General features: G+C 42.4%; 21 protein-coding genes. 10 read left to right on the top strand and 11 right to left on the bottom strand.

The features are described from left to right. From HOO90_RS10780 to HOO90_RS10765, 4 genes are all read left to right on the top strand, one after another. Window positions 1-627 (top strand): homoserine dehydrogenase (locus HOO90_RS10780; protein ID WP_292842926.1); only part of this gene is annotated, 627 nt, incomplete at its 5' end. 3 nt (window positions 628-630) lie between these two features. Further along, entirely contained in the window at window positions 631-2,058 is a 1,428-nt protein-coding gene (gene thrC, locus HOO90_RS10775; protein WP_292842924.1) for a threonine synthase, read from the top strand. 11 nt (window positions 2,059-2,069) lie between these two features. Beyond that, window positions 2,070-2,393, top strand: coding sequence for a DUF3144 domain-containing protein (locus HOO90_RS10770; protein ID WP_292842922.1), 324 nt, complete (start codon window positions 2,070-2,072; stop codon window positions 2,391-2,393). Between the two features lie 4 nt (window positions 2,394-2,397). Further along, complete coding sequence (locus tag HOO90_RS10765) at window positions 2,398-3,192, top strand: thymidylate synthase (RefSeq protein ID WP_292842920.1); 795 nt, start codon at window positions 2,398-2,400, stop codon at window positions 3,190-3,192. A gap of 148 nt (window positions 3,193-3,340) precedes the next feature. Here the strand turns inward: HOO90_RS10765 and HOO90_RS10760 are convergent, their stop codons facing one another. The 4 genes from HOO90_RS10760 to HOO90_RS10745 all read right to left on the bottom strand — a co-directional run bounded on the left by HOO90_RS10760 (window position 3,341) and on the right by HOO90_RS10745 (window position 7,357). Next, entirely contained in the window at window positions 3,341-3,631 is a 291-nt protein-coding gene (locus tag HOO90_RS10760; protein ID WP_292842918.1) for a hypothetical protein, read from the bottom strand. 219 nt (window positions 3,632-3,850) lie between these two features. After that, window positions 3,851-5,209, bottom strand: a complete 1,359-nt coding sequence (locus tag HOO90_RS10755) for a sigma 54-interacting transcriptional regulator (RefSeq protein ID WP_292842916.1) — start codon at window positions 5,207-5,209, stop codon at window positions 3,851-3,853. A gap of 50 nt (window positions 5,210-5,259) precedes the next feature. Then, window positions 5,260-5,883: a hypothetical protein gene (locus tag HOO90_RS10750; protein ID WP_292842914.1), complete on the bottom strand. Its 624-nt coding sequence runs from the start codon at window positions 5,881-5,883 to the stop codon at window positions 5,260-5,262. 19 nt (window positions 5,884-5,902) lie between these two features. Next, a complete protein-coding gene (locus HOO90_RS10745; RefSeq protein WP_292842912.1) occupies window positions 5,903-7,357 on the bottom strand; it encodes a HAMP domain-containing sensor histidine kinase in 1,455 nt (484 codons plus the stop codon). A 103-nt stretch (window positions 7,358-7,460) separates the two neighbouring features. On the opposite strand from HOO90_RS10745, the gene HOO90_RS10740 reads away from it, so the two are divergent. Further along, window positions 7,461-7,943: a dihydrofolate reductase gene (locus tag HOO90_RS10740; protein WP_292842910.1), complete on the top strand. Its 483-nt coding sequence runs from the start codon at window positions 7,461-7,463 to the stop codon at window positions 7,941-7,943. Window positions 7,944-7,958: 15 nt separating this feature from the next. Here the strand turns inward: HOO90_RS10740 and HOO90_RS10735 are convergent, their stop codons facing one another. Beyond that, on the bottom strand, window positions 7,959-10,199 hold the full coding sequence (locus HOO90_RS10735) for an arginine/lysine/ornithine decarboxylase (protein WP_292842908.1): 2,241 nt from the start codon (window positions 10,197-10,199) through the stop codon (window positions 7,959-7,961). A 104-nt stretch (window positions 10,200-10,303) separates the two neighbouring features. Then, complete coding sequence (dcd, locus tag HOO90_RS10730; RefSeq protein WP_292842906.1) at window positions 10,304-10,879, bottom strand: dCTP deaminase; 576 nt, start codon at window positions 10,877-10,879, stop codon at window positions 10,304-10,306. Between the two features lie 96 nt (window positions 10,880-10,975). Here dcd and HOO90_RS10725 point away from each other — a divergent pair, with 96 nt between their 5' ends. After that, window positions 10,976-12,553 (top strand): alkaline phosphatase D family protein, encoded by a 1,578-nt coding sequence (locus HOO90_RS10725; RefSeq protein ID WP_292842904.1) that lies wholly within the window; start codon window positions 10,976-10,978, stop codon window positions 12,551-12,553. Between the two features lie 56 nt (window positions 12,554-12,609). Here HOO90_RS10725 and zwf read toward each other — a convergent pair whose 3' ends face one another. Together zwf and HOO90_RS10715 are read right to left on the bottom strand one after the other, a co-directional pair. Further along, window positions 12,610-14,115 (bottom strand): glucose-6-phosphate dehydrogenase, encoded by a 1,506-nt coding sequence (zwf, locus tag HOO90_RS10720; protein WP_292842902.1) that lies wholly within the window; start codon window positions 14,113-14,115, stop codon window positions 12,610-12,612. A gap of 109 nt (window positions 14,116-14,224) precedes the next feature. After that, window positions 14,225-15,013, bottom strand: a complete 789-nt coding sequence (locus tag HOO90_RS10715) for a dienelactone hydrolase family protein (RefSeq protein ID WP_292842900.1) — start codon at window positions 15,011-15,013, stop codon at window positions 14,225-14,227. Between the two features lie 193 nt (window positions 15,014-15,206). Here HOO90_RS10715 and pgl point away from each other — a divergent pair, with 193 nt between their 5' ends. Both pgl and HOO90_RS10705 read left to right on the top strand, forming a co-directional pair. Further along, a complete protein-coding gene (gene pgl / locus HOO90_RS10710) occupies window positions 15,207-15,905 on the top strand; it encodes a 6-phosphogluconolactonase (protein ID WP_292842898.1) in 699 nt (232 codons plus the stop codon). A 27-nt stretch (window positions 15,906-15,932) separates the two neighbouring features. Then, window positions 15,933-16,589, top strand: coding sequence for a hypothetical protein (locus tag HOO90_RS10705; RefSeq protein ID WP_292842896.1), 657 nt, complete (start codon window positions 15,933-15,935; stop codon window positions 16,587-16,589). A gap of 136 nt (window positions 16,590-16,725) precedes the next feature. On the opposite strand, the gene HOO90_RS10700 is transcribed toward HOO90_RS10705, so the two are convergent. From HOO90_RS10700 to HOO90_RS10690, 3 genes are all read right to left on the bottom strand, one after another. Then, window positions 16,726-18,126, bottom strand: a complete 1,401-nt coding sequence (locus tag HOO90_RS10700; RefSeq protein ID WP_292842894.1) for a DEAD/DEAH box helicase — start codon at window positions 18,124-18,126, stop codon at window positions 16,726-16,728. Between the two features lie 24 nt (window positions 18,127-18,150). Further along, entirely contained in the window at window positions 18,151-19,992 is a 1,842-nt protein-coding gene (locus HOO90_RS10695) for a DEAD/DEAH box helicase (protein WP_292842892.1), read from the bottom strand. 388 nt (window positions 19,993-20,380) lie between these two features. Further along, complete coding sequence (locus HOO90_RS10690) at window positions 20,381-20,590, bottom strand: hypothetical protein (RefSeq protein ID WP_292842866.1); 210 nt, start codon at window positions 20,588-20,590, stop codon at window positions 20,381-20,383. 198 nt (window positions 20,591-20,788) lie between these two features. Between HOO90_RS10690 and typA the strand changes: the two genes are divergently transcribed. Beyond that, on the top strand, window positions 20,789-22,597 hold the full coding sequence (gene typA, locus HOO90_RS10685) for a translational GTPase TypA (RefSeq protein ID WP_292842864.1): 1,809 nt from the start codon (window positions 20,789-20,791) through the stop codon (window positions 22,595-22,597). Between the two features lie 333 nt (window positions 22,598-22,930). Then, window positions 22,931-23,394, top strand: a 464-nt coding sequence (locus HOO90_RS10680; protein ID WP_292842862.1) for a Plug domain-containing protein, incomplete at its 3' end; no start/stop codon positions are given.

The raw sequence follows: 23,394 nt of genomic DNA, 5'->3' as shown, positions 1-23,394 counted from the left end.
AAGCTACAACAAACCGATATTAAATATGCTGAAGAGTTAGGTTATCGTGTCAAATTACTTGGTATAACAAAGCGTACGGATACAGGCGTTGAATTGCGCGTGCATCCAACACTGATTTCTGAAAAGCGCTTGGTGGCTAATGTAAACGGCGCGATGAACGCAGTGGTTGTGAAGGGCGATGCGGTTGGTCCTACGCTCTACTACGGAGCAGGTGCAGGTGCTGAACCAACAGCTAGCTCAGTTGTGGCAGATTTGATGGATGTGGCTCGTTTGAGCAGCGCAAGTGTAGAACAGCGCGTGCCTTATTTAGGCTTCCAAGCCGGTCAACTCAATGACTTGCCAATTTTGCCGATCAGCGAAGTTAACAGCGCTTATTACTTACGCTTACGCGTTTCAGACAAGCCTGGCGTATTAGCTGGCGTGACTAAGATTTTGGCAGATCGCAACATTTCAATTGATGCAATGCTGCAAAAAGAACCTGCAGATAATGAAACTGAAGCAGATATCGTTATTTTGACGCATATCACTGTTGAGAAAAACATGGATGCAGGCATTGCAGAAATTGAAGCTTTACCACCAGTTGTAGGTAAAGTTGTTAAATTGCGTATGGAAGAATTAGGTAAGTAAAGCATGAAATATATATCAACACGTGGGCAGTCACCAGCCTTAAGCTTTAGCGAAATTCTTTTAGGTGGTTTAGCGCCTGATGGCGGCTTGTACTTGCCAGAAACATATCCGCAATTTACTGATGCTGATTTAAGCACAATGCGTGGTTTGAGTTATGCCGATTTAGCTTTTGCAATTCTAAGCCGATTGATTGATGACATTCCAGCTGCTGATTTAAAAGCTATTATTGATAAAACCTACCGAGCCGATGTTTATGCATACGCGCGCGCAGGGCAAAATGCCGCAGACATTACGCCAACAGTTAAGCTAGAGAATAACTTATATCTGTTAAGCCTTTCTAACGGTCCTACGCTCGCTTTTAAAGACATGGCGATGCAGTTATTGGGTAATTTGTTTGAATATGTGCTTACTAAAGAAGGTAAAACAACCAATATTCTTGGAGCAACTTCTGGTGATACTGGCTCTGCTGCCGAATATGCAATGCGTGGTAAAAAAGGCATTCGTGTATTTATGCTTTCACCTCATAAAAAGATGAGTCGTTTCCAAACAGCACAAATGTTCAGTTTGCAAGATGACAACATTTATAACATTGCTGTAAATGGCGTGTTTGATGACTGCCAAGACATGGTAAAAGCGGTTTCAAATGACGCAGAATTTAAAGCTAGTTACAAAATTGGCGCAGTCAATTCAATCAACTGGGGACGTATTATTGCCCAAGTAGTGTATTACTTTAAAGGTTATTTTGCCGTAACAAGTAATAACTCACAAAAAGTAAGTTTTGCAGTGCCAAGTGGAAATTTTGGCAACGTTTGCGCTGGCCATATTGCTCGCATGATGGGCTTGCCGATTGATAAACTGATTGTAGCAACTAATGAAAACGATGTGCTGGATGAGTTCTTTAAAACGGGTGTTTATAGCCCACGTGGCTCATCCAATACCTACCATACCTCTAGCCCTTCAATGGACATTAGCAAGGCATCTAACTTTGAGCGGTTTGTCTATGATTTAGTCGGTCGTGATGGCGCTAAAACACGAGCGCTTTGGAGCAATGTGGACGCTGGTATTAGCTTTGATTTAAAAGCTGAAGGTTACTTTGCAAAAATTGCAGACTACGGCTTCCAATCAGGTAGCAGCTCACATGCAAATCGCATGAAGACAATTCGTGAAACTGCTGATAAGTATCACTTGGTAATCGATACGCACACTGCAGATGGGTTAAAAGTGGCGTTGGAGTTACGTGATACAAATGTGCCTATGGTCGTGCTAGAAACAGCATTACCTGCCAAGTTTGAAGATTCTATTATTGAGGCCTTGGGTAAAGCTCCTGAACGTCCTGCAGCATTAAATAATATCGAAAAACTCCCACAAAAATTTACGGTAATGGATGCTGATATTGCTGCAATTAAAAACTACATTGTGAGTAATACTTAAGTTAGGTATTTATGTTAATTGACCCGGATGATAAGTTTTTTGAAAGAGCAGATGCGCTTATCCATCTTGCTAATGAACAAGTCAAAGAGATTGAGAATGGCAAGGTAAGTGCTTCAATGATGTTTGCTGTCGCTCGATTCAACGCTTGGGTGAATGCTGGTGGATTTCAATCTGCTCAAGAAATGGAAGCTGCAAAAAGTGAAGCAATCGAGTATTTTAGTAATGAGTATAGAAAAATGCTCGAAGAAAACCTAGACGATTACATTGCAAACTTTAATCAATACATGGGAATTAAGAATGATAGTTCTAGCCCATCGCTTAAGTTAGTGGAGTAAATGCATGCAACAATACATTGACTTAGTACACCACGTACTTGAGCATGGCAACAAAAAAGAAGACCGCACAGGTACTGGTACGGTTTCTGTTTTTGGTTACCAAATGCGCTTTAATTTAGCAGATGGTTTTCCGCTTCTAACCACTAAAAAAATGCATCTGAAATCGATTATTCATGAGCTGCTTTGGTTCTTGCAAGGTAGTACTAATATCAAATACCTCAAAGAAAATGGTGTGCGCATTTGGGATGAGTGGGCAGACGAGAATGGTAACCTAGGCCCAGTTTATGGCTACCAATGGCGTAATTGGCCAAAGCCAGATGGCACGCACATCGACCAAATAACACAAGTTGTGAATACCATAAAGAACAACCCAGATTCACGTCGTTTAATCGTATCTGCTTGGAACGTGGCAGATGTTGAAAAGATGAAACTACCTCCTTGCCATGCATTTTTCCAGTTTTATGTAGCCGATGGAAAATTGAGTTGTCAGTTGTATCAGCGTAGTGCAGATATATTTCTTGGAGTGCCTTTCAATATTGCTTCTTATGCTTTGTTAACAATGATGGTGGCGCAAGTCTGTGGTTTGAAATTAGGCGATTTTGTGCATACACTGGGCGACGCCCATATTTATACTAACCATATGGAACAAGTGCATGAGCAGTTGTCGCGTGATTTGCGAGCTTTACCGCGCATGCAAATTAATCCAAATGTTACGGATATCTTTGAGTTTAAGTTTGAAGATTTTAACCTAGAGAATTACGATCCACATCCTGCTATTAAGGGAGTAGTAGCTGTGTAAGGTCATTTGATGGCTAACGCTATCAACAAAAATTCTGTCAAATTAATGAAAAAAGCCACACTGCATGGCACAGTGTGGCAGAACCTGCAATCATCAAGGGGGTGTAATTGCAGGTTTGGGAAACTAACGCAAATAGAACCAGATCGATTTAATTCGCGGCTGGTGCGGCGGCAGGCGCTGAGCTCGCAGCTTTATAAGCCGCATGTTCATCTGCTGAGATATTGCCATCTTTATTGGCATCAATTACATCAAAAGCAGATGAAATGCCGCTATCTATTGCTGCTTCTTTAAGTGAAACTTTGCCATTGTTATTAACATCAAGTTTTGCAAAATCAGGGTCAACTGCGGCCATTGCCGATTGAGCGGTAACACCGCATACAAGCAAGGCAGCGATTGCCAATGATTTGTATGTTGGTTTTGAAGTATTTAATGTAATCATGTGATGTATTCCTAAATAATTAAAAAGTTACTGCTATTAAACTATAGCAAACGCCGTGCCACATTTAATTGTTTAATTAAAACAGTAGGTTAAGCTAAATCAGCCTTTTCCTTACAATGTTAATTGTCGCTAATTTGCGACGTAATTTAGGGCTGAAAATTTAACCATCTGATTTGAATGGTGTTTTTTTGTCGTGCTCAGGCGACAAAATATTCTAATTTACTCAGAGGACTGAACGGGTTTAAACAGACTAGGATTAATATGGTGGCGTTGCAGAATTTTATAAAACTCGGTCCGGTTGCGGCCCGCGATTTTAGCGGCTTTTGTAACATTGCCTTGTGTTGCCTTCAGTAGATTTATTAAATATTGCTGCTCAAAGTTTTTACGTGCAGTATCGAATGAAATAATTCTGGAAATATTATCTTGTAATGCTTTTTGCACTAATTTACTGGTGATAATTGGCGTGGTGGAGAGTACGACTACTTGTTCAATAATGTTTTGTAACTGACGTACATTGCCTGGCCAGGGTGCTGACAGTAATAATTCTAGTGCTTCTGGGGCAAAGCCATTGATTTTTCGATGATGTTTTAGGGAAAGTTTCTCCATAAAATAATTGGCGAGCAAGGGGATATCATCACGTCTGTCGGTGAGGGGGGGTATTTCCAAACTGACAACATTAATGCGATAGTAAAGATCTTCTCTAAATCGGTTTGCTTGCATTTCTTCAATCAGATTTTTATGCGTGGCACATATGACGCGCACATCGATGGCGATATCATTTGTCGCGCCCACCGCACGGATAGCACGCTCCTGCAAAGCGCGAAGCAATTTGGCTTGTATCGCGAGGGGCATGTCGCCGATTTCGTCCAGAAACAAGGTGCCGCCATGTGCATTTTTAATTAAACCTTGATGGTCTCGCAGAGCACCTGTAAATGCACCTTTGCTATGACCAAACAATTCAGATTCAAGCAAGGCTTCAGGTAAAGCGGCGCAATTAATCGCGACAAATGATTTTTCGTTCCGTGGACTGGCTAAATGGATCGCTTGCGCCAGTAATTCCTTGCCAGTTCCACTTTCACCTTGTATCAGCACGCTGGCATCGGATTCGGCCACCAATTTGGCTTGACTCAACAGGCTTTGCATTTGTTGGCTCGCGCAAATGATGGCCGAATTCCAAATTTCGCTAGGGGGCTGAAGTTGATTGAAATTGGTTGACCTTATTTTTAATGCAGTTGCGACTTGCTGCAGCAAGTCTTTACTATCAAATGGTTTGGTTAGAAAACTGAAAACACCTTGTTGTGTGGCATATACGGCCTCAGGAATTGAGCCGTGCGCTGTGAGGAGAATAAAGGGTACTGTTGAATCGAGTTGGTGTATGGCATCAAAAAGTGAAAAACCATCCATTTCTGGCATACGCAAATCGCTAATCACCAAGGCCGCCGGCTTTATATTAAATAGGCTAATCGCTTCGTGTGCAGAGCTAGCCACGGTGATTTTGTAACCACTAGCGGTCAGTCGCATTTCTAATAATTTTAGAATGTCTGCATCGTCATCGACGACTAGAATATGTTGATTCATTATTTAAATTTAGCTATTAATATAGTTGTTAAATAAGTGTGCTTTAACCCCTACTTACGTGGTGTTAACTCACGCTCACTCATGGATTTTTCAATATTCTTTAGTTCGTTTAATTTCTGCTGTGCGGCTTCTAATTTTTGTTGCGTACCCTCTAATTTGATTTGCAAAATTTCATTTTTTTGCAATATAGAATCGATGCGTTTTTGATCATCTTTAATGTTTTTATTGGCTTTGTTGGTGGCTGTTAAATATTCAAAAAGTAAATTGGCAAAAGCTAAATCTGCATTTGATAAACTATTTTCTTGAATCAATTGCTGCAACAAATTTTGTGCTTTGGCACTATCAAACAGGCTGCTACTTGGCAACCCATGGATAATTATCAATTTGATGCGCAAAAAAACATCATTTGGTTCAATCAGTAGGGCTTGATTCGTCGTGGTAAATTCCTGTTTTTGAACTTCGGCAGGCAAATTAGCATAGTCGTCAGCGTAGCTTAAAAACTCAGTAACCCCAACCTTTTTAATGGCATTCGGTTTTATTTCCGCTTTAATGTTGCTTGTATTGCTAGTTGGTGCATCTGGCTTTTTTATCGCGGTAGACACGTGTTGAATACCTGCGCAGGCAACAGCCATAAAGCAAACCGAGAGTGCAATAAAATATTTTAATTTTTTCATAATGTCGGGTAGAAAAACCTTAGTTGACTGAAGGTGTAAAGGGAATTTGTACAATAAAATGAGCACCTAGCTGCGAAGGAATGATTTTAATTTCCCCTTTAAGTGCCATAGCGGCTTCCTTGGCAATAAATAATCCTAGACCGCTACCAGCAACCAAACTAGACTTTGGCTGTTCGCCTCGGTAAAAGGGTTCGAAAGCGCCAATCACATGATTTTCTTTAATTCCAGGCCCGGTGTCCTTAATCTCAATTGTAACTAGAGATTTTCTATGGCGGGCAAGAATAATAATTCTGCCATTTGCAGGCGTGAATTTAATCGCATTGGAAATCAAATTGTCTAATATCGTTTGCAGTTTCTGAATATCTATTGTGAGGACGAGGTCTTCTATTGAAGTCTGCACATTGATTTTTTTATGTGAAATTGTCAGCGCATAGGTGTTAATCACTTCGCTAACAAGAGTTTTCAGCGATTGCTGGGTAATTTTTGGTTCCAGTAAATTGAATTCATTCTCGGATGAATTAAATTGGATTTCTGCATATTTGAGCAGATTCTCAATCATTTTTTGTAAACGAAGGCTATTTTCTCGCAAGATATTTACCACAGAACTTTGTGTTTGATTGAGTTTGCCGGCGACGCCGTCATTGAGCAATTCGCTGGCCTCGCGAATGGCGGTTAGTGGCGTTTTTAGCTCATGTGAAGCTTGTTGTAAAAAAAGTTGTTTTTGCTGATGTAAATTTTTCAGGGCAATTCTTAACCAATTCAGCCGCTCGCCTAATAGGCGCAAATCGCCGGGCCCATTAATCTCGATGGCAAGTTCATAATCACCTTTGCCTAGTTGGTGAATCGCTGCATCCATACGGCGTATCGGGCTGGCAATCATCCATGTGATCAGTCCCGCAATCAGCACAGCTAAGGGTATAAGCGTAAGTGTTTGCCAAAATAATAAGCGTTGTGTTTGAGTGACCTTGGTTTTAAATAGTGCAGATTCCTCATCGATAATGCGGTTATTTTGTTCGGTAATCTTGTAAGCTTGATTGGTCAACTGTGTGAAAGCGTCCACCATACTTTTGTCAAAGCTAGCATTCTCATTATCGTTGATCAAGGTAAATAGGGTTATTTCTTGCGCCGAAAAGGTACTCAACTGTAGCTTTAACGGCTTTGAAATAGGCAGCGATTGCATTGTATTTACAGCATTGCTGAATCTACCATGTGAATTGACATAATTGGCCAATAACAAGGGGTCATGCAACACAAAGTACTGACGAGCACTGCGTTCCATCACAGCCAGTTCTTCAATCAGAATACGGCTAGTACGGGTGGTTTCAACCGCTTGTGACATGTTGAATAAACTTTGCTTGGTCAGCTTTTCAAAGTAGATGTTCGCGTTCACAAATGCTACAAGTAAAGGCAGTATGGCCAGCGTGAAGCCAAGCAATAGTAGCTTTAAGAATGATTTTGGATATGTGATTTTCAAATGAAAGTTGATAATTTCATGAGTAAAAAAGGTTCACCATATTGGAAATGTATTTAAGAGTTTAGGTTTAGAAACTATTAAACAAGGCTAGTATAATACTCTTATGAAAACACTTTCACTCATTGTTGCGTATGCAAAAAATAACGTTATTGGAATCAATAATACCTTGCCGTGGCATCTGCCAGAAGATTTAAAGCGTTTTCGTGCGCTAACCACTGGCCATCACATTATTATGGGACGTAAAACTTACGAGTCGCTAGGGCGTTTATTGCCGGGTCGTACCACCGTGATTGTGACACGAAATATGGCATATAAATTAGAAGGTGCACTTATCGCACATTCGTTGGAAGAGGCAGTCCGCATATGCCAAAGCGACCAAGAGGTGTTTGTAATTGGCGGTGCGGAGTTGTATCAAGACGGCCTAAAGCTGGCGGATAAGCTCTATATTACTGAAGTTGATTTGTTAGTGGAAGGTGATGCATTTTTTCCAACAGTTGATGTTCATGTTTGGCAAGAAACCTCGCGAGAAGTCCATACTTCTGCGCAAGGTTTATTATTTTGTTACATTACTTATTCACGTAAATAAATGGCCATTTGTTGATTATTGTTCAACACAATCTACAAAGTAAGTTGCTTTACCCTCTATCACTTCTTTCACTAAGCCGTGATTGTCGGCTTCAAAACCTGGGAATTTCTCATTGAATTCACGGGCGAATTTGAGGTAATTTACAATCACCTTGTTAAAGCGCTCGCCTGGAATGAGTAACGGAATGCCAGGTGGATAGGGCGTTAACAAAACAGCGGTAATGCGGCCCTCTAGGTCATCAATGGCTACGCGGTCAATCTTTCGATGTGCCATCTTGGCAAACGCGTCAGTAGGCTTCATTGCAGGGATCATGTTTGATAAATACATCTCAGTCGTTAACCGTGCTACGTCATTAGCTTTATAAACCGCGTGAATCTGCTCACACAAATCACGTAAGCCAATTTTTTCGTATCTTGGTTGCTTCTGAATAAATTCGGGCAAAACTTTCCACAGCGGCTGATTCTTGTCGTAGTCATCTTTAAATTGCTGCAAAGCCGCTACCATGGTGTTCCAGCGGCCTTTAGTGATGCCGATTGTGAACATGATGAAGAACGAATACAAACCAGTTTTTTCAACAATGACGCCATGCTCAGCCAGATATTTAGTAACGATGGCCGCGGGAATGCCGAATTTATCTGAGAAATTACCTTTTATATCCAAGCCTGGCGTGATGATGGTCGCTTTGATGGGGTCAAGCATATTGAAACCTTCGGCCAAGTTGCCAAAGTCATGCCACGATTCATTTGCCTTGAGCATCCAAGCATCGCGTTCTTCTAAGCCTTCTTCACTCAAATCATCAGGTCCCCAAACCTTAAACCACCAGTCGGTTCCCCATTCTTCATCTACTTTGCGCATGGCGCGACGGAAGTCTAAAGCCTCCATCAAACTTTCCTCTACCAATGCAGTTCCACCTGGAGCTTCCATCATAGCAGCAGCCACATCAATACTCGCTACAATAGAATACTGCGGGCTGGTTGAGGTATGCATCAAATAGGCTTCGTTGAAAATATCGCGGTCTAGTTTATTATTTTCTGCATCCTGCACCAAAATCTGGCTGGCTTGGCTTAAACCAGCCAGCAATTTGTGAGTAGATTGCGTTGAAAACACCATGCTTTCTTTGCAGCGTGGACGACCTTCGCCAATCGCATGATAGTCACCATAGAAGTCATGGAAAGTAGCGTGTGGCAGCCAAGCTTCATCGAAATGCAGAGTATCTATTTTGCCATCGAGCATATCTTTGATTTCTTCGACGTTATATAACACGCCATCATAAGTTGATTGAGTAATCGTTAGTACTCGTGGCTTTGCGCTTTTATCGAGAATAAATGGATTGAGATCGATTTTCTTTTGTATGTTTTCCCACTCAAATTCACTTTTAGGAATTGGTCCGATGATGCCAAAATGATTGCGTGTTGGCATTAAAAATACTGGAATCGCACCAGTCATAATAATGGCGTGCAAAATGGACTTATGGCAATTACGGTCTACTACAACTACATCCCCTGGTGCGACAGTACTATTCCATACCATTTTGTTTGAAGTTGAAGTGCCGTTAGTAACAAAATACAAGTGGTCACAATTGTAAATACGTGCGGCATTGCGCTCAGAAGCGGCAACTGGGCCAGTATGATCAAGTAATTGGCCGAGTTCATCTACAGCGTTACAAACGTCAGCTCGTAGCATATTTTCACCAAAAAACTGGTGAAACATTTGGCCAACGGGTGATTTCAAAAATGCCACGCCTCCAGAATGACCAGGGCAGTGCCAAGAGTAAGAGCCATCGGCAGCGTATTCGGTCAGCGCTTTAAAAAAAGGTGGCGGCAGGCTATCTAAATAGGCGCGTGCTTCACGCAGAATATAGCGGGCAACAAACTCTGGCGTATCTTCATACATGTGAATGAAGCCATTGAGTTCACGCAGAATTTCGTTTGGAATATGGCGCGATGTACGGGTTTCGCCATGCAGAAAAATTGGAATTTCTTCATTACGGTAACGAATCTCATCTACAAATTTACGTAGATTATCAAGCGCGTCCTGATTTTCTTCAATAAATTCATTATCATCAATCGACAGAATAAAAGCAGAGGCGCGACTTTGTTGTTGTACAAACGAAGTTAGGTCGCCATAACTAGTAACGCCTAAAACTTCAAAGCCTTCGACTTCAATGGCCTTGGCCAGTACGCGAATGCCTAAACCAGATGAATTTTCTGATCGAAAATCTTCGTCGATGATGACAACGGGGAAACGAAATTTCATGTATTTAATCCTATTGATTAGTCGATAGTAATTAGTCGGCAGTTGTTAGTTAAAGAACAGAGTAGTTTGCTTTTAAACTAGGCCCAACGCGACCCAATTCAGGACTAAATTTTTGGTAATGTCACGCCTACTTGACCTTGGTATTTGCCGCCACGATCTTTGTAGCTGGTTTCGCAGACATCGTCGGCATCGGCTTCAAAAAAAAGCACTTGTGCGCAGCCTTCATTGGCGTAGATTTTTGCTGGCAGTGGCGTGGTGTTGCTAAACTCTAACGTGACGTAACCTTCCCATTCTGGCTCAAACGGCGTCACGTTGACGATAATGCCGCAACGCGCGTAAGTGGATTTACCTAAACAGACTGTCAATACATTACGTGGAATGCGGAAGTATTCAACCGTGCGCGCCAATGCAAATGAGTTGGGTGGAATAATGCAGTAATCAGCATTCACTTCAACAAATGAATTTGGATCAAAGTTTTTTGGGTCAACAATGGTACTGTTGATATTGGTGAACAACTTAAATTCCTTACTGCAGCGAATATCATAACCGTAACTGGAGGTGCCGTATGACACCATACGCTCGCCATTGGCGTTTAGTTTGACTTGATTCGGCTCAAACGGCTCAATCATGCCATGTTGTTCTGCCATTTTGCGAATCCATTTATCTGATTTAATGCTCATAATGTGTGAATTGTTTTATGATTAATAAAAGAACTGCATTATAAGATGAATGTAGAAAATTTAGGGGTATTAATCTGAATTTTTAGGGAGATTGTTATGTTAAAACTGGGGCCAATATTAAAGTTTTTAGGGGCTGAAAATAACCAGTGGCGGGTCGGTGTTCTAGCAGTTACCGCCGAAGATGAAATAGAACCTAAATTGACTGTTGCAAACAATGCTTTAACAGTCAAATCAACACAGTTGTTAACTTATACCAAGTCAAAATTGTGGTTGTGGGAATTTAGCGTACCACAGGCAGACACGGCGCAAATCATTCCATATTTGCTGGAAGACACAACTTATACACTTTGTGTTCCAGCAACAAATCAAAAACCGGCGATTGCTTACGCTTCTTGTAACGGTTTTTCTGATCCAAAACTGATGAAGACCGTGAATGACCAGAACCTTTTATGGCGACGCATGAAATCGCTTCATGACGGTGCAGATACGATTGGCATAACGCGTTATGGCCCGTGGCATGTGTTACTGATGGGAGGTGACCAAGTCTATTCCGATGCTATGTGGAATAAGAAATATTGCCGCAATTTAGCCGCTTGGGCAGAGTTGCCGTGGGATAAACGTAAAAGTCGCTCGTTCACTTTAGATATGCAAAAAGAAGTCGAGCGTTTTTTTGAAGAGTTATATCTCAGTCGTTGGGCGCAGCCTGAAATTCGTAACGCCATGGCGAGCATCCCCAGTGTCATGATGTGGGACGATCACGATATATTTGATGGCTGGGGCTCCTATCCACACGAACAGCACCATTGTGAGGTGTTTCAAGGCATTTTTAAAATCGCTAAAACCTATTTTAAGTGGTTTCAATTGCAAGCGATTGATGCGCTACCTCAAGCTACATTGCTAAATCATGAGGCATTTAATCAAGCTTACCGCATTGCCAATATGGCACTGGTTGTGCTGGATATGCGCAGTGAGCGTATGCCGCATGATCCAAATGTGAATCAGGGCAATATGCAACCTGATCAGGTCTTAAGTGAAAAAAGCTGGGGTGCAATCTACAAATGGCTGGACGGACAAACTGATATTTCGCATTTATTGGTCATGTCTAGTATCCCGGTGGTGCATCCAAGCATGGACTTGCTGGAGTCAATGTTGGGTTTTATCCCAGGTCAGCAAGAGCTTGAAGATGATTTGCGCGATCATTGGCGTTCAAAGCCGCATCTACAAGAGCGTTTGCGCCTCATACAGCGCTTATTTCGGCTATCGGCAGAAAAGAAATGCCGTGTCACGATACTTTCTGGCGATGTACACGTGGCGGCTGTTGGGGTGCTGGAGTCAGATCGTAACGATGTGCCACCAAATGCTTCAGTTATCAACCAACTGACTTCTTCCGGCATTGTGCATCCCGCACCACCTGCTGTGGTACGCTATTTTTTAGAACAAGCTTGCAAGGTGGAAGAAATGGTAGACAGAGGAATTACGGCTAAAATGTTTGAATTTCCTGCAACCACACGCAGATTGATAGGCGCACGTAACTTTTTGACCTTAGAGCCAGATTCACAGGATAGACTCTGGGCGAACTGGTGGGTTGAAGGTGAAGTGACACCGACGACCAAAGTGATTCACCCAGTACAGGTTCAGCAGAACGCCATCGAGCCAAACTCTAAACCAAAATAGACATAAAAAACGGCAGGTAAATTCTGCCGTTAAGCTTAAACCTAATAGGGTTGAATTTAGTGCTTATCGCCGCCTAATTCTATGCTATAGCGCCAGAATTGATCTTCAGCATCAAAAATCACGCCAGATTCTTTTGGATCGCGGTCGCCTGCACGGTATTGATGTAAGGCTGATTTGTCGGCTGTCCAAGCTTTTACAATTGGGTCAACTAGTTTCCACTGCGCTTCTACTTCACTAATGTGCAAGTATTGCGACGGGTCGCCTTCCATCAAATTGAGCATTAAGGTTTCGTAAGAATCAATACTTTCATCACCTGTTTGGCGTTGCGGCGCGTCTATGCTCAAGGTGCGCGTGGCAATATCTAAGCCTGGTATTTTTGATTCTATTTCAAGTTTAACGGTTTCTTTTGGTTGAATACTAATCACCAGCCAGTTTTGGTGTTGGCTATCCACCAATTGCATTGGTGATTTTTTAAATTTAACTGAAATGGCTACGTTGCCTTCGTGCATGCGTTTTGCGGTACGTACATAAAACGGCACACCTTGCCAGCGCGGGTTGTCAATAAATAGTTTTACCGCAGCATAGGTTTCGGTATTGCTCGACTCAATGCCATCGCGTTTTAATTCGTCTAAGTAGCCAGCCACATTTTCACCGTGGCCATCGCCTACACAAACGCGACCTGCGGCATATTGTGCACGAAACGCTTGCTTGTTTAGATTTTTAACGTCAATTGGGCGAATGGATTGCAGTAGTTTAATTTTCTCAGCGCGTATGCTTTCAGGTTTGAGGTCTTTTGGTTTTTCCATCGCTGTCAAAGCAAGCGTTTGCAATAAATGGCTTTGGAACATATCGCGTAAAGCACCCGTTGCATCGTAGAAAGTGGTGCGTTCACCCACGCCTAAAATCTCGTTATTGGTGATTTGCACATGGTCAATGTGATCTTTATTCCAAAGTGGTTCAAAAATGGCATTAGCAAAGCGTGTGAGCATAATGCCTTGCACGGCGGTTTTACCTAAGTAATGGTCAATACGGTAAATTTGCGTTTCTTTGAGATGTTTGGTGAGTCTGGCTTGCAAATCTTGCGCAGTAGCTAAATCAGTACCGAATGGTTTTTCAATCAACACACGGCGCCAGTATTTGCTTTCATCTAATAAACCAACGCCTGACAATTGCTCAACCACTGGCGCAAAGTCAGTCGGGCGTACCGATAAAAAGTAAGCCAAGTTTTGTGGGAATGTGTTGGCGTCAGTTAAAGTGGCCGCCATCTTTTTGTAGGCATCTGGGTCATCGGAAGCATTGGCAAAATAGTGGTTACGAGCAACAAAACGCTCGAATACTTTTTGGTCGTAACCATTCTTGAATTTAGCATCCAGCATACCTTTGATGTCAGCAAGCCAGGCATCGCGCTCCACTGGGCTACGACCCACGGATAGAATGGCCATGTGCTCAGGTAATCGGCCTGCGGCATCAAGGCGAAATAAGCCGGGCATCAGTTTAACGCGAGATAAGTTACCGCTAGCGCCAAATAGCACAAGGGTGCAGGGGTCGATTGTTTTTGCCATTTTACCGTTACCTTAATATATTCTAAAAAAGTTTAAATGTTCGTCATTCTCGCGCAGACGGGAATGACGAATTAGGCGTTGTGAACTGCTAGCCTAGTAAATTGTTGGTTTAGTGATTTGCTTCTGCTTTACCAGTGTCTTCCATATCCAAATCGCCCCATCCTAGGCGGCGATTAAATAGTTCTAGCAATAAATCCCAGCTTAAACGTGAAAGTGCAGGGTCGTAACGATGGCCTTCATCACGCATAAAGGCATGTTGGCCGTTAAATTCATGCCAGGTGTAGCGTGTGCCAACTTCATCAAGACGGGCTTTGACTAAGTTGCGACCTTCTAACGGTACATGTGGGTCTTGGCGACCCCAAATGTGTAGAAGTTCGCCTTTGATTTCGCCAGCGCGTACTAATGAGTTATCATTTTTGCCTAAACCAAGCGCTTTTTTATGAATATCAGTTGCATAGAAGCATACTGTAGCAAGCACGTCAGGGTTCATTGCTGCACGGAATGCTAAGTGGCCGCCAACACAGATACCCATAACGCCTAAACGGCCGGTACAATCATCGCGGGATTTCAAATAATCCAATACAGCGCGAGCATCGCTATCATAAGCGTCTACCGGCTTTGTTACTTTAAGTTCATTGCCACGGGTAGTGCCGGCTTCATCGTAAGCCAGTACGGTACCGAGTGGTTCAAATTCATGATAGATTTCTGGACAAGCCACAATGAAACCATGACCAGCAAGCATGGCCGCAGTACGACGAATTGGCGCGGTGACCTGAAAAATCTCAGAAAACATCAAAATAGCTGGGTATTTGCCTGGGGCGGCTGGGCGGAAAATATGCGCGCGCATTTCGCCCGTTGGGGTGTTTAAGTCAACTATTTCACTGTCTTTTATTAGCATACTGAGGTCCTGTGATTAATTCTGTTAATTAAATGGAAGTCTTGTTAGAGAGGCTTTAATAATAGCCCTATATGATAAAGCAAGCCGACAAATTCATACAGTGGTTTGATACAAAAAGTATAAAAAGCATGACAATTTTGTCGATTTCGTGTCCAATTCAGACTAACTAAAATTGATGTTGAAAAGAAGCGTGATGCAAAAAAATAATAAAACTCGTTGGAATCACTTCAATAGTATCGAGGCCTTAAGGCATGGCGTTTGCGATGCTATTGTTAAAAGCGCGCAGCAGGCAATTGCTCAAAGAGGACGTTTTTCTATCGTGCTGGCAGGTGGCAATACGCCACGTGCTGTGTATCGCTTGCTGCGTGACTTGCCTAAAATTGACTTTGTAGATTGGGCAAAGTGGCATATCTACCATGGTGACGAGCGCTGCTTGCCGCCAAACCACGAAGATCGCAATAGCTTAATGGTGGAACAAGTTTGGCTCGATTACGTCAATATTCCCAGCAATCAAGTACATGATATTCCGGCAGAACTCGGTCCAGTGGCTGGCGCTAAAGCCTATACTGAAACTTTGAACGCCGTACCAACTTTTGATTTGGTGCTACTTGGACTGGGCGAGGATGGTCATACGGCTTCGCTGTTTCCTAATCACGCAATCGATAATAGTGCTGATGCCGTACCCGTATTTAATTCACCAAAACCGCCCGCTGAGCGCATCACTATTAGTCAAAACCGCTTAAATAATACCCATGAAGTGATTTTTATTGTGACGGGTGCTGGCAAGCAAGAGGCGGTAAATAACTGGCGTAAGGGTGTCAATATCCCCGCAACTTTAATCACACCTGAAAATGGCGTGGATGTTTATTGTTATGAGGTTGAGTTGAATTAGGCAATATTGGCTGATGGAGTGTAAGCAATGCTTTATTTAGAATTAGCGGTAATTTTCTTTTTGCTTTTTTTGATGTTTTTGGTCAACAAAACAGTCGTCAGTTCAGTAGAGAAAATGTCGAATCCGACAGGCTTAATCAAGCGTGTAACACAGATTGATGATGTGGCATTTATCCTTAAATTCAATGCCTATAATGATTGGGCTAACCAAAATGGATTTGTCCATGAATGTTTGTTTTTGTCACAAGTGTTACTGGATGGTGGCTCAATGCAATGTAGTGTTTGGTGGAATGAAGAACGTGCAATTTGGATACTCCTATATCATCACAAACAAAGACAAGTGTATGATTTAGTAAGTGGTTTTAAAGATAACAGTGTTCTCACCACAGCTTCTAGTCGTGATGCCTTAACCTTGCCACATGTTGCACAAAATCGCGTGCAAGCGTTTGAAAATTTAACTTTTGATGCATTGTTGCAAAATCATTTAATTGCTCAAGATTTGATTAAAACCATAACTGGGCAGGACGTGCAAAGCGCTAAAGATGAGGACATAATTCGCGTGATTGAAATTGCATTAGCAAAACAAATGGCTTATGTTAAAACCATCCCATTTTGGCAATACAAAGGCGCATTTTGGTATTTTATAAGCAGGAATTTTTTGGTGAATAAGCCGATTAAGCTTTAGTTTAACATCCTGAAAACTTAATTAATTTTATTGCAAAACACTTAATTAATGTTTAAAGGGTATGCTCTGCGAGCTAATATCCATAAGGGTTGCAGAGCGGTGCCTTTTGTGAATAGCGGTGGCCTCTTTCTGCAAGTTACTTGTTCGTCCTTAACCCACCTAATAGAGCCGCGACTGGCGCTTTGCTACTAATGATTTGCTTAGTGGTGGCAACCGTGTTTTTTGCTGAAGTTGAGGCTTCGTAAGGTTTATCAAACCAAGGGTCGCTACTTTTCTTTTTTGCCGGCGCACGTTTGGTCGCACTGGCATCTTGCGTGGAATTCGTCTTGTAGCTTGATTCTTTAGGGCTACTGGCACGTGTTCGCGTGCTTGTTTTTTCTAACGTTACAGTTTCTTTTGGAATTTGGCGTTTGATTAACTTTTCAATTTCGACAATGTATTTATTTTCTTCTGGGCTAACAAACGAAATTGCAATGCCTAAAGCGCCCGCACGGCCTGTACGGCCAATGCGATGTACATAATCTTCTGGCGCACTGGGAATTTCATAGTTAATTACCATCGGTAATTCACTGATGTCTAAACCGCGTGCTGCGACGTCCGTCGCCACTAAGGCCGAAATCGTCCCTGCTTTAAACGCATCTAAAGCTTTGATGCGTTCTTGCTGACTTTTGTCGCCATGAATCGCATCGGCGGCAATGCCTTCGCGCGCTAAGCTACGGCTTAGGCGACTGGCAGTAATTTTGGTTTTGGTGAATATAATCACCTGACTGGCATCCGCTTCTTTCAGCAGTTGCGTGAGCAGCGCTTCTTTATCACTTTGTGCAACTTCGTAGACTTTTTGCGTTACGTTGTCATTGGTCGCATTGCTACGCGCCACTTCAATCAACTGGGGTTTAGTTAAAAACTCATCGGCTAATTTTTTAATTTCGTTTGAAAAGGTTGCTGAAAACATTAAATTTTGGCGCTGCTTGGGTAGCAAGGCCAAAATTCGTTTTAAATCGGGCATAAAGCCCATGTCCAACATTCTATCGGCTTCATCTAGCACTAATATTTGTACTTGATTAAGCTGTAAGGTTTTTTGTTCAATATGGTCTAACAAGCGACCTGGCGTCGCAACCAATACTTCTACACCTGTTTTAAGATGCGGTGTTTGAGTTTTGATGTCTACACCGCCAAACACTACAAGAGAGCGTAATTGCGTATGTTTTGCATAGGTCTTTACGCTTTCTTCAACCTGAATCGCCAGTTCACGCGTTGGCGTTAAAATCAAGGCGCGGACTGGGTGTTTTGCTGGAGAAGTGCTGGAATTCGCCAAAGGCAGTAATTTTTGCAGCAAGGGTAACGCAAAGGCTGCAGTTTTACCTGTGCCCGTTTGCGCGCCTGCCATTAAATCGCCCCCAGCCAACGACACAGGAATGGCCTGTGCTTGAATTGGCGTAGGTTTGGTATAACCAGATTCGGTGAGCGCCCTGAGAAGTTCTGGCGCTAAACCTAAGTCTGTAAAAGCGAGATTGTCTGAAATTACTGTTTCGGTCATCTTGTTAGACACTATTTAATTAACTTATGCAAAGCTACGAGGACGACGTGGTGCGCCACTACCAGCATTCGCGTTGCCGAAGCTACGTGAATCGCTGTTGCTACGTGCAGGGCGGCTATCACGTGAAGGCGCTGTTGAACGGTCACCGCGCGGTGCTTCATTGCGGCCTTCATAACGAGCGCCTAGCACACGGTTGTCGCCACGATTCGCATCTGGGCGGTTACCACGGCTATCACGGTCACCGCGCGCTGCGCCATCACGTGAAAATGGTTTTTTGCCAAATGCTGCAGCATCACCGAAGCTACGGTTTGGTGCGCCTGCGCTAGCGCGGTCACCAAAACTGCGGTCACCATTTGGACGCTCAGAACGGCTACGATCGCCACTTGAATTACGGTCACCAAAACTACGTGGGCGGTCGCCAGATGGTCTTTCTGAACGGTTAAAGTCAGGTCTTGCTGAATTGCCATTGGCTTCACGCGGTGCGAAATCACGGGTGCCACGATTTTCATCACGGCTAGCGCTGTCACGGTTAAAGCTAGGACGGTCTTCACGCGGTTTAAAGCTACTGCGTTCGCCACGTGGTTCGCTGTTACGGTTGTTGAAGCCACCTCTGTCATTGCCACGGTCATCACGTGGTTTAAAGCCACCACGACCACCTGGCTTATGTGCATCACGGCGAATGTCACCACGATCTCCACGGCCATTACCTGGGCCATCCATCTTCATAGCGCGTTTTGGTTCAAAACCTTCAATCACGCCTGGTTCCATACGATTGCCAGTGAATTGTTCAATTTTACGTAAGATATGACGATCCATATTCGATGCGAAAGAAATTGCAATACCAGTTTTACCAGCACGACCAGTACGACCAATACGGTGCACATAATCTTCAGCAAATTTTGGTAAATCATAATTGATTACGTGGCTAATACCATTTACATCAATACCACGTGCCGCAACATCCGTTGCCACTAACACTTTTACATCACCTTGACGTAGTTTAGTTAAGGTACGGTTACGTGCGCCTTGCGTCATGTCGCCATGTAAAGCAGCTGTTTTGTGACCGGCTGCATATAAATCTTCAGCTAATACGTCGCAATGACGTTTAGTGCTAGTGAAAATAATTACTTGATTTACTTCAGGTGCAATCAATAAATGCTCAAGCAATTTGTTTTTATGTGTCATGTCATCAACATAGTGCAAACGTTGCTCAATGTTGGCATGTTTTTCTTTTTGTGTTGCCACTTGAATTGTTTTTGGATTTTTAAGAATTTGTTTAGCGATGCGTGCAATGTCACCATCTAACGTTGCAGAGAACAAGAGTGTTTGACGTTCAGCAGATAATTGCTCGCATATACGCTCAACATCAGGCAAGAAACCCATGTCTAGCATACGGTCTGCTTCATCTAATACTAACATTTGCAAACGTGATAAATCGATACGACCACGTTCCATATGGTCTAGCAAGCGACCAGGCGTTGCCACTAGAATATCTAATGGTTGTGATAATAATTTGTTTTGTAATGGGTAAGGCATGCCGCCTACGATACTGACTGTACGTGCGCGGATGAATTTACCGTATTTACGAGCGGCTTCGTTTACTTGAGTTGCAAGTTCACGTGTTGGTACCAATACCAAAATGCGTGGACCGCGGCTTTTTAATGCGTGTGGAGTGGCTAATAAGTTTAGCGCTGGTAACATAAAGGCTGCGGTTTTACCTGTACCAGTTTGGGCAGATGCCATTAAATCGTGGCCTGCGGTCACAACAGGAATTGCTTGTGATTGGATAGCGGTTGGAGTGGTGTAGCCAGATTCTTCAATAGCACGAAGTAAGGCATTATCAAGATTTAGTGATTCAAAAGACAAAATATTCCCTTTCAGAGTTATCGCCATTTGGTGATAACCAATATTAGTAAAACAAAAGGGCGCTTAGTAAAAACGGGCATATCATTTGCGCATATGCTAAAAGTTTAGGCATATGAACAAGAGCAATATAAACGCAGAGAATATTTTTATTAAGTTAAAACTTAATGTAATCGAGCTAACATCTCTTTACTAGCGCACGGGCACAGCCGCTAACCAGTAAAAATCGATTTCGATTTCTTGATAGTTGCTTCAAAATTTCACGAGCAACAGAAGGGTCAGGGCAATGATTCAAGCGGTACTCAAAATGCAGTAACGCGAATGAAGCGCGCAGTATAACTTTATATTTGCGTTTGTCAATTAAATTATTAAAAACTTTTAAAGGCGTATTTTAGTCAGCAGTGCTTACTTTTGTTTGCATTACGATGCGTGCGGCTGCTTTTCTAAGCATTTCGTGCATGATGAAAAAGCTGTTAGCTTGAAACCTCAGTGAAGTGCCACCCATTTCAATCTCCACGACGTCCATCATCTGGTTGTAAAGTACTTTGCATTCCGTCTGGCTGGGTAATTTTGCATGCCCCATTACAATTTGTTTGCCCATGATATTTACCCTTTATTGATTTTGTTAACTTGTATCAAATGATAATCATTCTCATTTATAATGTCAAATTTTTTAATAAAATTAAGTGTGTAGATTAATCGTCTGAAAATATTTAAAGTGAATATTACTTGTACAGCAGAATCAATTAATCGGTATTTGTGGTAGAATCGCCGCCTTTCAAATAAATGGCTGCATTTCATGTCTCGTAATCTACGTAATATCGCAATTATCGCCCACGTTGACCACGGTAAAACTACCATGGTGGATAAACTTTTACATCAGGCTGGTACGTTTTCAGGGCATCAAGTCGTGTCTGAACGCGTGATGGATAGCGGTGACATTGAAAAAGAGCGCGGTATTACCATTTTGGCAAAAAATACCGCGCTAAATTATGAAGGTACACATATTAATATCGTTGATACGCCAGGCCATGCGGACTTTGGTGGCGAAGTGGAACGTGTATTGGGTATGGTGGATGGCGTGGTGTTGCTGGTAGATGCCGTTGAAGGGCCAATGCCGCAAACGCGTTTTGTAACCAAAAAAGCGTTGGCCTTGGGTTTAAAACCCATTGTTGTAATTAATAAAGTAGACCGTCCTGGTAGTCGTCCAGATTGGGTGATTAACCAAACTTTTGATTTATTTGCAAACTTAGGCGCCACCGATGAACAATTAGATTTCCCTATTGTTTACGCATCTGCCATTAACGGTTATGCCATGTTGGACATGAAGACCCCTTCAGACAATATGCGCGCATTGTTTGAAACAATTTTAAGCCATGTACAACCTCCAGTGGGCGATAGCAGCGCACCCTTACAATTGCAAATTTCAGCTTTAGATTACTCTACTTATACAGGTCGCCTAGGCGTTGGCCGTATTACTAACGGTAAAATTAAACCTGGTCAATCCGTAACGGTTATGAACGAAGATAAACAAATTGCCGTAGGAAAAATCAATCAAGTGCTTGGTTTTCGTGGCCTAGAGCGCGTGCCAGTTGAAGAGGCGGAAGCCGGCGATATCGTTATTATTTCTGGGTTAGACGATATCGGTATTGGTTTTACTGTATGTGACCGTGAAAATCCAAAAGGCTTGCCGCATCTAGGTGTAGATGAGCCAACGCTTACCATGGACTTTATGGTGAACACTTCACCATTAGCAGGCACAGAAGGTAAATTTGTTACATCGCGACAAATTCGTGACCGCCTAACGAAAGAGTTATTGGTGAACGTGGCCTTGCGTGTAGAAGATACGCAGGATGCTGATGTGTTCCGTGTTTCAGGCCGTGGTGAATTACACTTAACGATTCTTCTAGAAAATATGCGCCGTGAAGGTTTCGAGTTGGCGGTAGGTAAGCCAAAAGTAGTTTACCGTGAAATTAATGGTGAAAAATGCGAGCCATATGAAATTTTAACGGTAGATTTAGAAGATGAGCATCAAGGTGCTGCTATGGAAGAGTTGGGTCGTCGCCGTGGTGAAATGCAAAATATGGAATCCGACGGCAACGGCCGTACACGTTTAGAATATAGAATTCCAGCCCGTGGTTTGATTGGTTTTCAAGGTGAGTTTTTAACCATGACGCGCGGTACAGGCTTGATGGGCCACGTGTTTGATGAGTACGCACCAGTTAAAGCCGACATGCCAGGCCGTCGAAATGGCGTGTTGATTTCAGCGGAACATGGCGAGGCAGTTGCTTACGCGCTATGGAAATTGCAAGATCGCGGTAAAATGTTCTCTGTGCCAGGCGATAAACTCTATGAAGGTATGATTATTGGCATTCACAGCCGTGATAACGATTTGGTAGTTAACCCAATTAAAGGTAAACAACTGACAAATATCCGTTCATCTGGTACAGATGAAGCGGTGCGTTTGATTACACCAATTGCATTGTCTTTAGAATCAGCCGTTGAGTTTATTGATGACGACGAGTTGGTGGAAATTACACCAAAAACCATACGAATCCGTAAACGGTATTTAACTGAGACAGACCGCAAGCGTTCTGGCAAAGCTTAAGTTTTATAGTGGTAAACTAACCCAGCCTTGAGTTGGGTTTTTTAATGTTCGATCAACGGTTTTTCAAATAAAATTTATTTTTATATTTGTTTGATATTGTTGAATTTATACATGTAAAAATCAGTATTTTTTCAAAAGTGGTGGTTGTATACAACCATGTGGTGGTTGTATACAACCAACTTCTAAATTTATAGAAGAATTCTAACTATATATATTTTTTAAGTTATTGTATTAATTAGAAATTTTATTTTTACAAGAAAATGGCATATTTTTTGCATAGTAATTAAGTGAGATTTTGATCTACATAAATTAATACCATCCTAGGGGAACTATATGAGACCGACTTTACAGTCAAGCAACATACGACCAAAAATAATATTAGCTGCAATTTTAGCGGCCTATGCAACACCGCAAATAGCGTTGGCAGAAAACGAAACTGGCGCAATCGAATTAAGTAAAATTGAAGTGATTAGCACCACTCCATTAGCTGGTGTTGGCCTTCCATTAGAAAAGATTCCTTCAAATGTGCAAGTGGTGAAGGGTGCCGAACTGCAACAACAAAACAGCCTAAGTATTGCTGATTTTATGAACAATAACTTATTGGGCGTGAGTGTTAACGAAACGCAAAATAATCCATACCAACCTGATATTCTATTCCGTGGCTTTACTGCATCCCCTTTACTTGGCACGCCACAAGGGTTATCCGTGTTTCAAGATGGCGTTCGTGTGAATGAGCCATTCGGTGATACTGTGAACTGGGACTTAATTCCAGTGAATGCGATTGCAGGTATTAATTT

This window comes from Methylotenera sp. (assembly GCF_013141425.1).
Taxonomy (GTDB): domain Bacteria; phylum Pseudomonadota; class Gammaproteobacteria; order Burkholderiales; family Methylophilaceae; genus Methylotenera.
The sequence above is the reverse complement of the archived record's forward strand: the minus strand, read 5'-3'. Positions and strand labels throughout refer to the sequence as shown.

Bases quoted from the DNA above. Each gene is read 5' to 3' on its own strand.
- thrC (WP_292842924.1), top strand. From the start codon at position 631: ATGAAATATATATCAACACGTGGGCAGTCACCAGCCTTAAGCTTTAGC.
- HOO90_RS10770 (WP_292842922.1), top strand. From the start codon at position 2,070: ATGTTAATTGACCCGGATGATAAGTTTTTTGAAAGAGCAGATGCGCTT.
- HOO90_RS10765 (WP_292842920.1), top strand. From the start codon at position 2,398: ATGCAACAATACATTGACTTAGTACACCACGTACTTGAGCATGGCAAC.
- HOO90_RS10760 (WP_292842918.1), bottom strand. From the start codon at position 3,631: ATGATTACATTAAATACTTCAAAACCAACATACAAATCATTGGCAATC.
- HOO90_RS10755 (WP_292842916.1), bottom strand. From the start codon at position 5,209: ATGAATCAACATATTCTAGTCGTCGATGACGATGCAGACATTCTAAAA.
- HOO90_RS10750 (WP_292842914.1), bottom strand. From the start codon at position 5,883: ATGAAAAAATTAAAATATTTTATTGCACTCTCGGTTTGCTTTATGGCT.
- HOO90_RS10740 (WP_292842910.1), top strand. From the start codon at position 7,461: ATGAAAACACTTTCACTCATTGTTGCGTATGCAAAAAATAACGTTATT.
- HOO90_RS10735 (WP_292842908.1), bottom strand. From the start codon at position 10,199: ATGAAATTTCGTTTCCCCGTTGTCATCATCGACGAAGATTTTCGATCA.
- dcd (WP_292842906.1), bottom strand. From the start codon at position 10,879: ATGAGCATTAAATCAGATAAATGGATTCGCAAAATGGCAGAACAACAT.
- HOO90_RS10725 (WP_292842904.1), top strand. From the start codon at position 10,976: ATGTTAAAACTGGGGCCAATATTAAAGTTTTTAGGGGCTGAAAATAAC.
- zwf (WP_292842902.1), bottom strand. From the start codon at position 14,115: ATGGCAAAAACAATCGACCCCTGCACCCTTGTGCTATTTGGCGCTAGC.
- HOO90_RS10715 (WP_292842900.1), bottom strand. From the start codon at position 15,013: ATGCTAATAAAAGACAGTGAAATAGTTGACTTAAACACCCCAACGGGC.
- pgl (WP_292842898.1), top strand. From the start codon at position 15,207: ATGCAAAAAAATAATAAAACTCGTTGGAATCACTTCAATAGTATCGAG.
- HOO90_RS10705 (WP_292842896.1), top strand. From the start codon at position 15,933: ATGCTTTATTTAGAATTAGCGGTAATTTTCTTTTTGCTTTTTTTGATG.
- HOO90_RS10700 (WP_292842894.1), bottom strand. From the start codon at position 18,126: ATGACCGAAACAGTAATTTCAGACAATCTCGCTTTTACAGACTTAGGT.
- HOO90_RS10690 (WP_292842866.1), bottom strand. From the start codon at position 20,590: ATGGGCAAACAAATTGTAATGGGGCATGCAAAATTACCCAGCCAGACG.
- typA (WP_292842864.1), top strand. From the start codon at position 20,789: ATGTCTCGTAATCTACGTAATATCGCAATTATCGCCCACGTTGACCAC.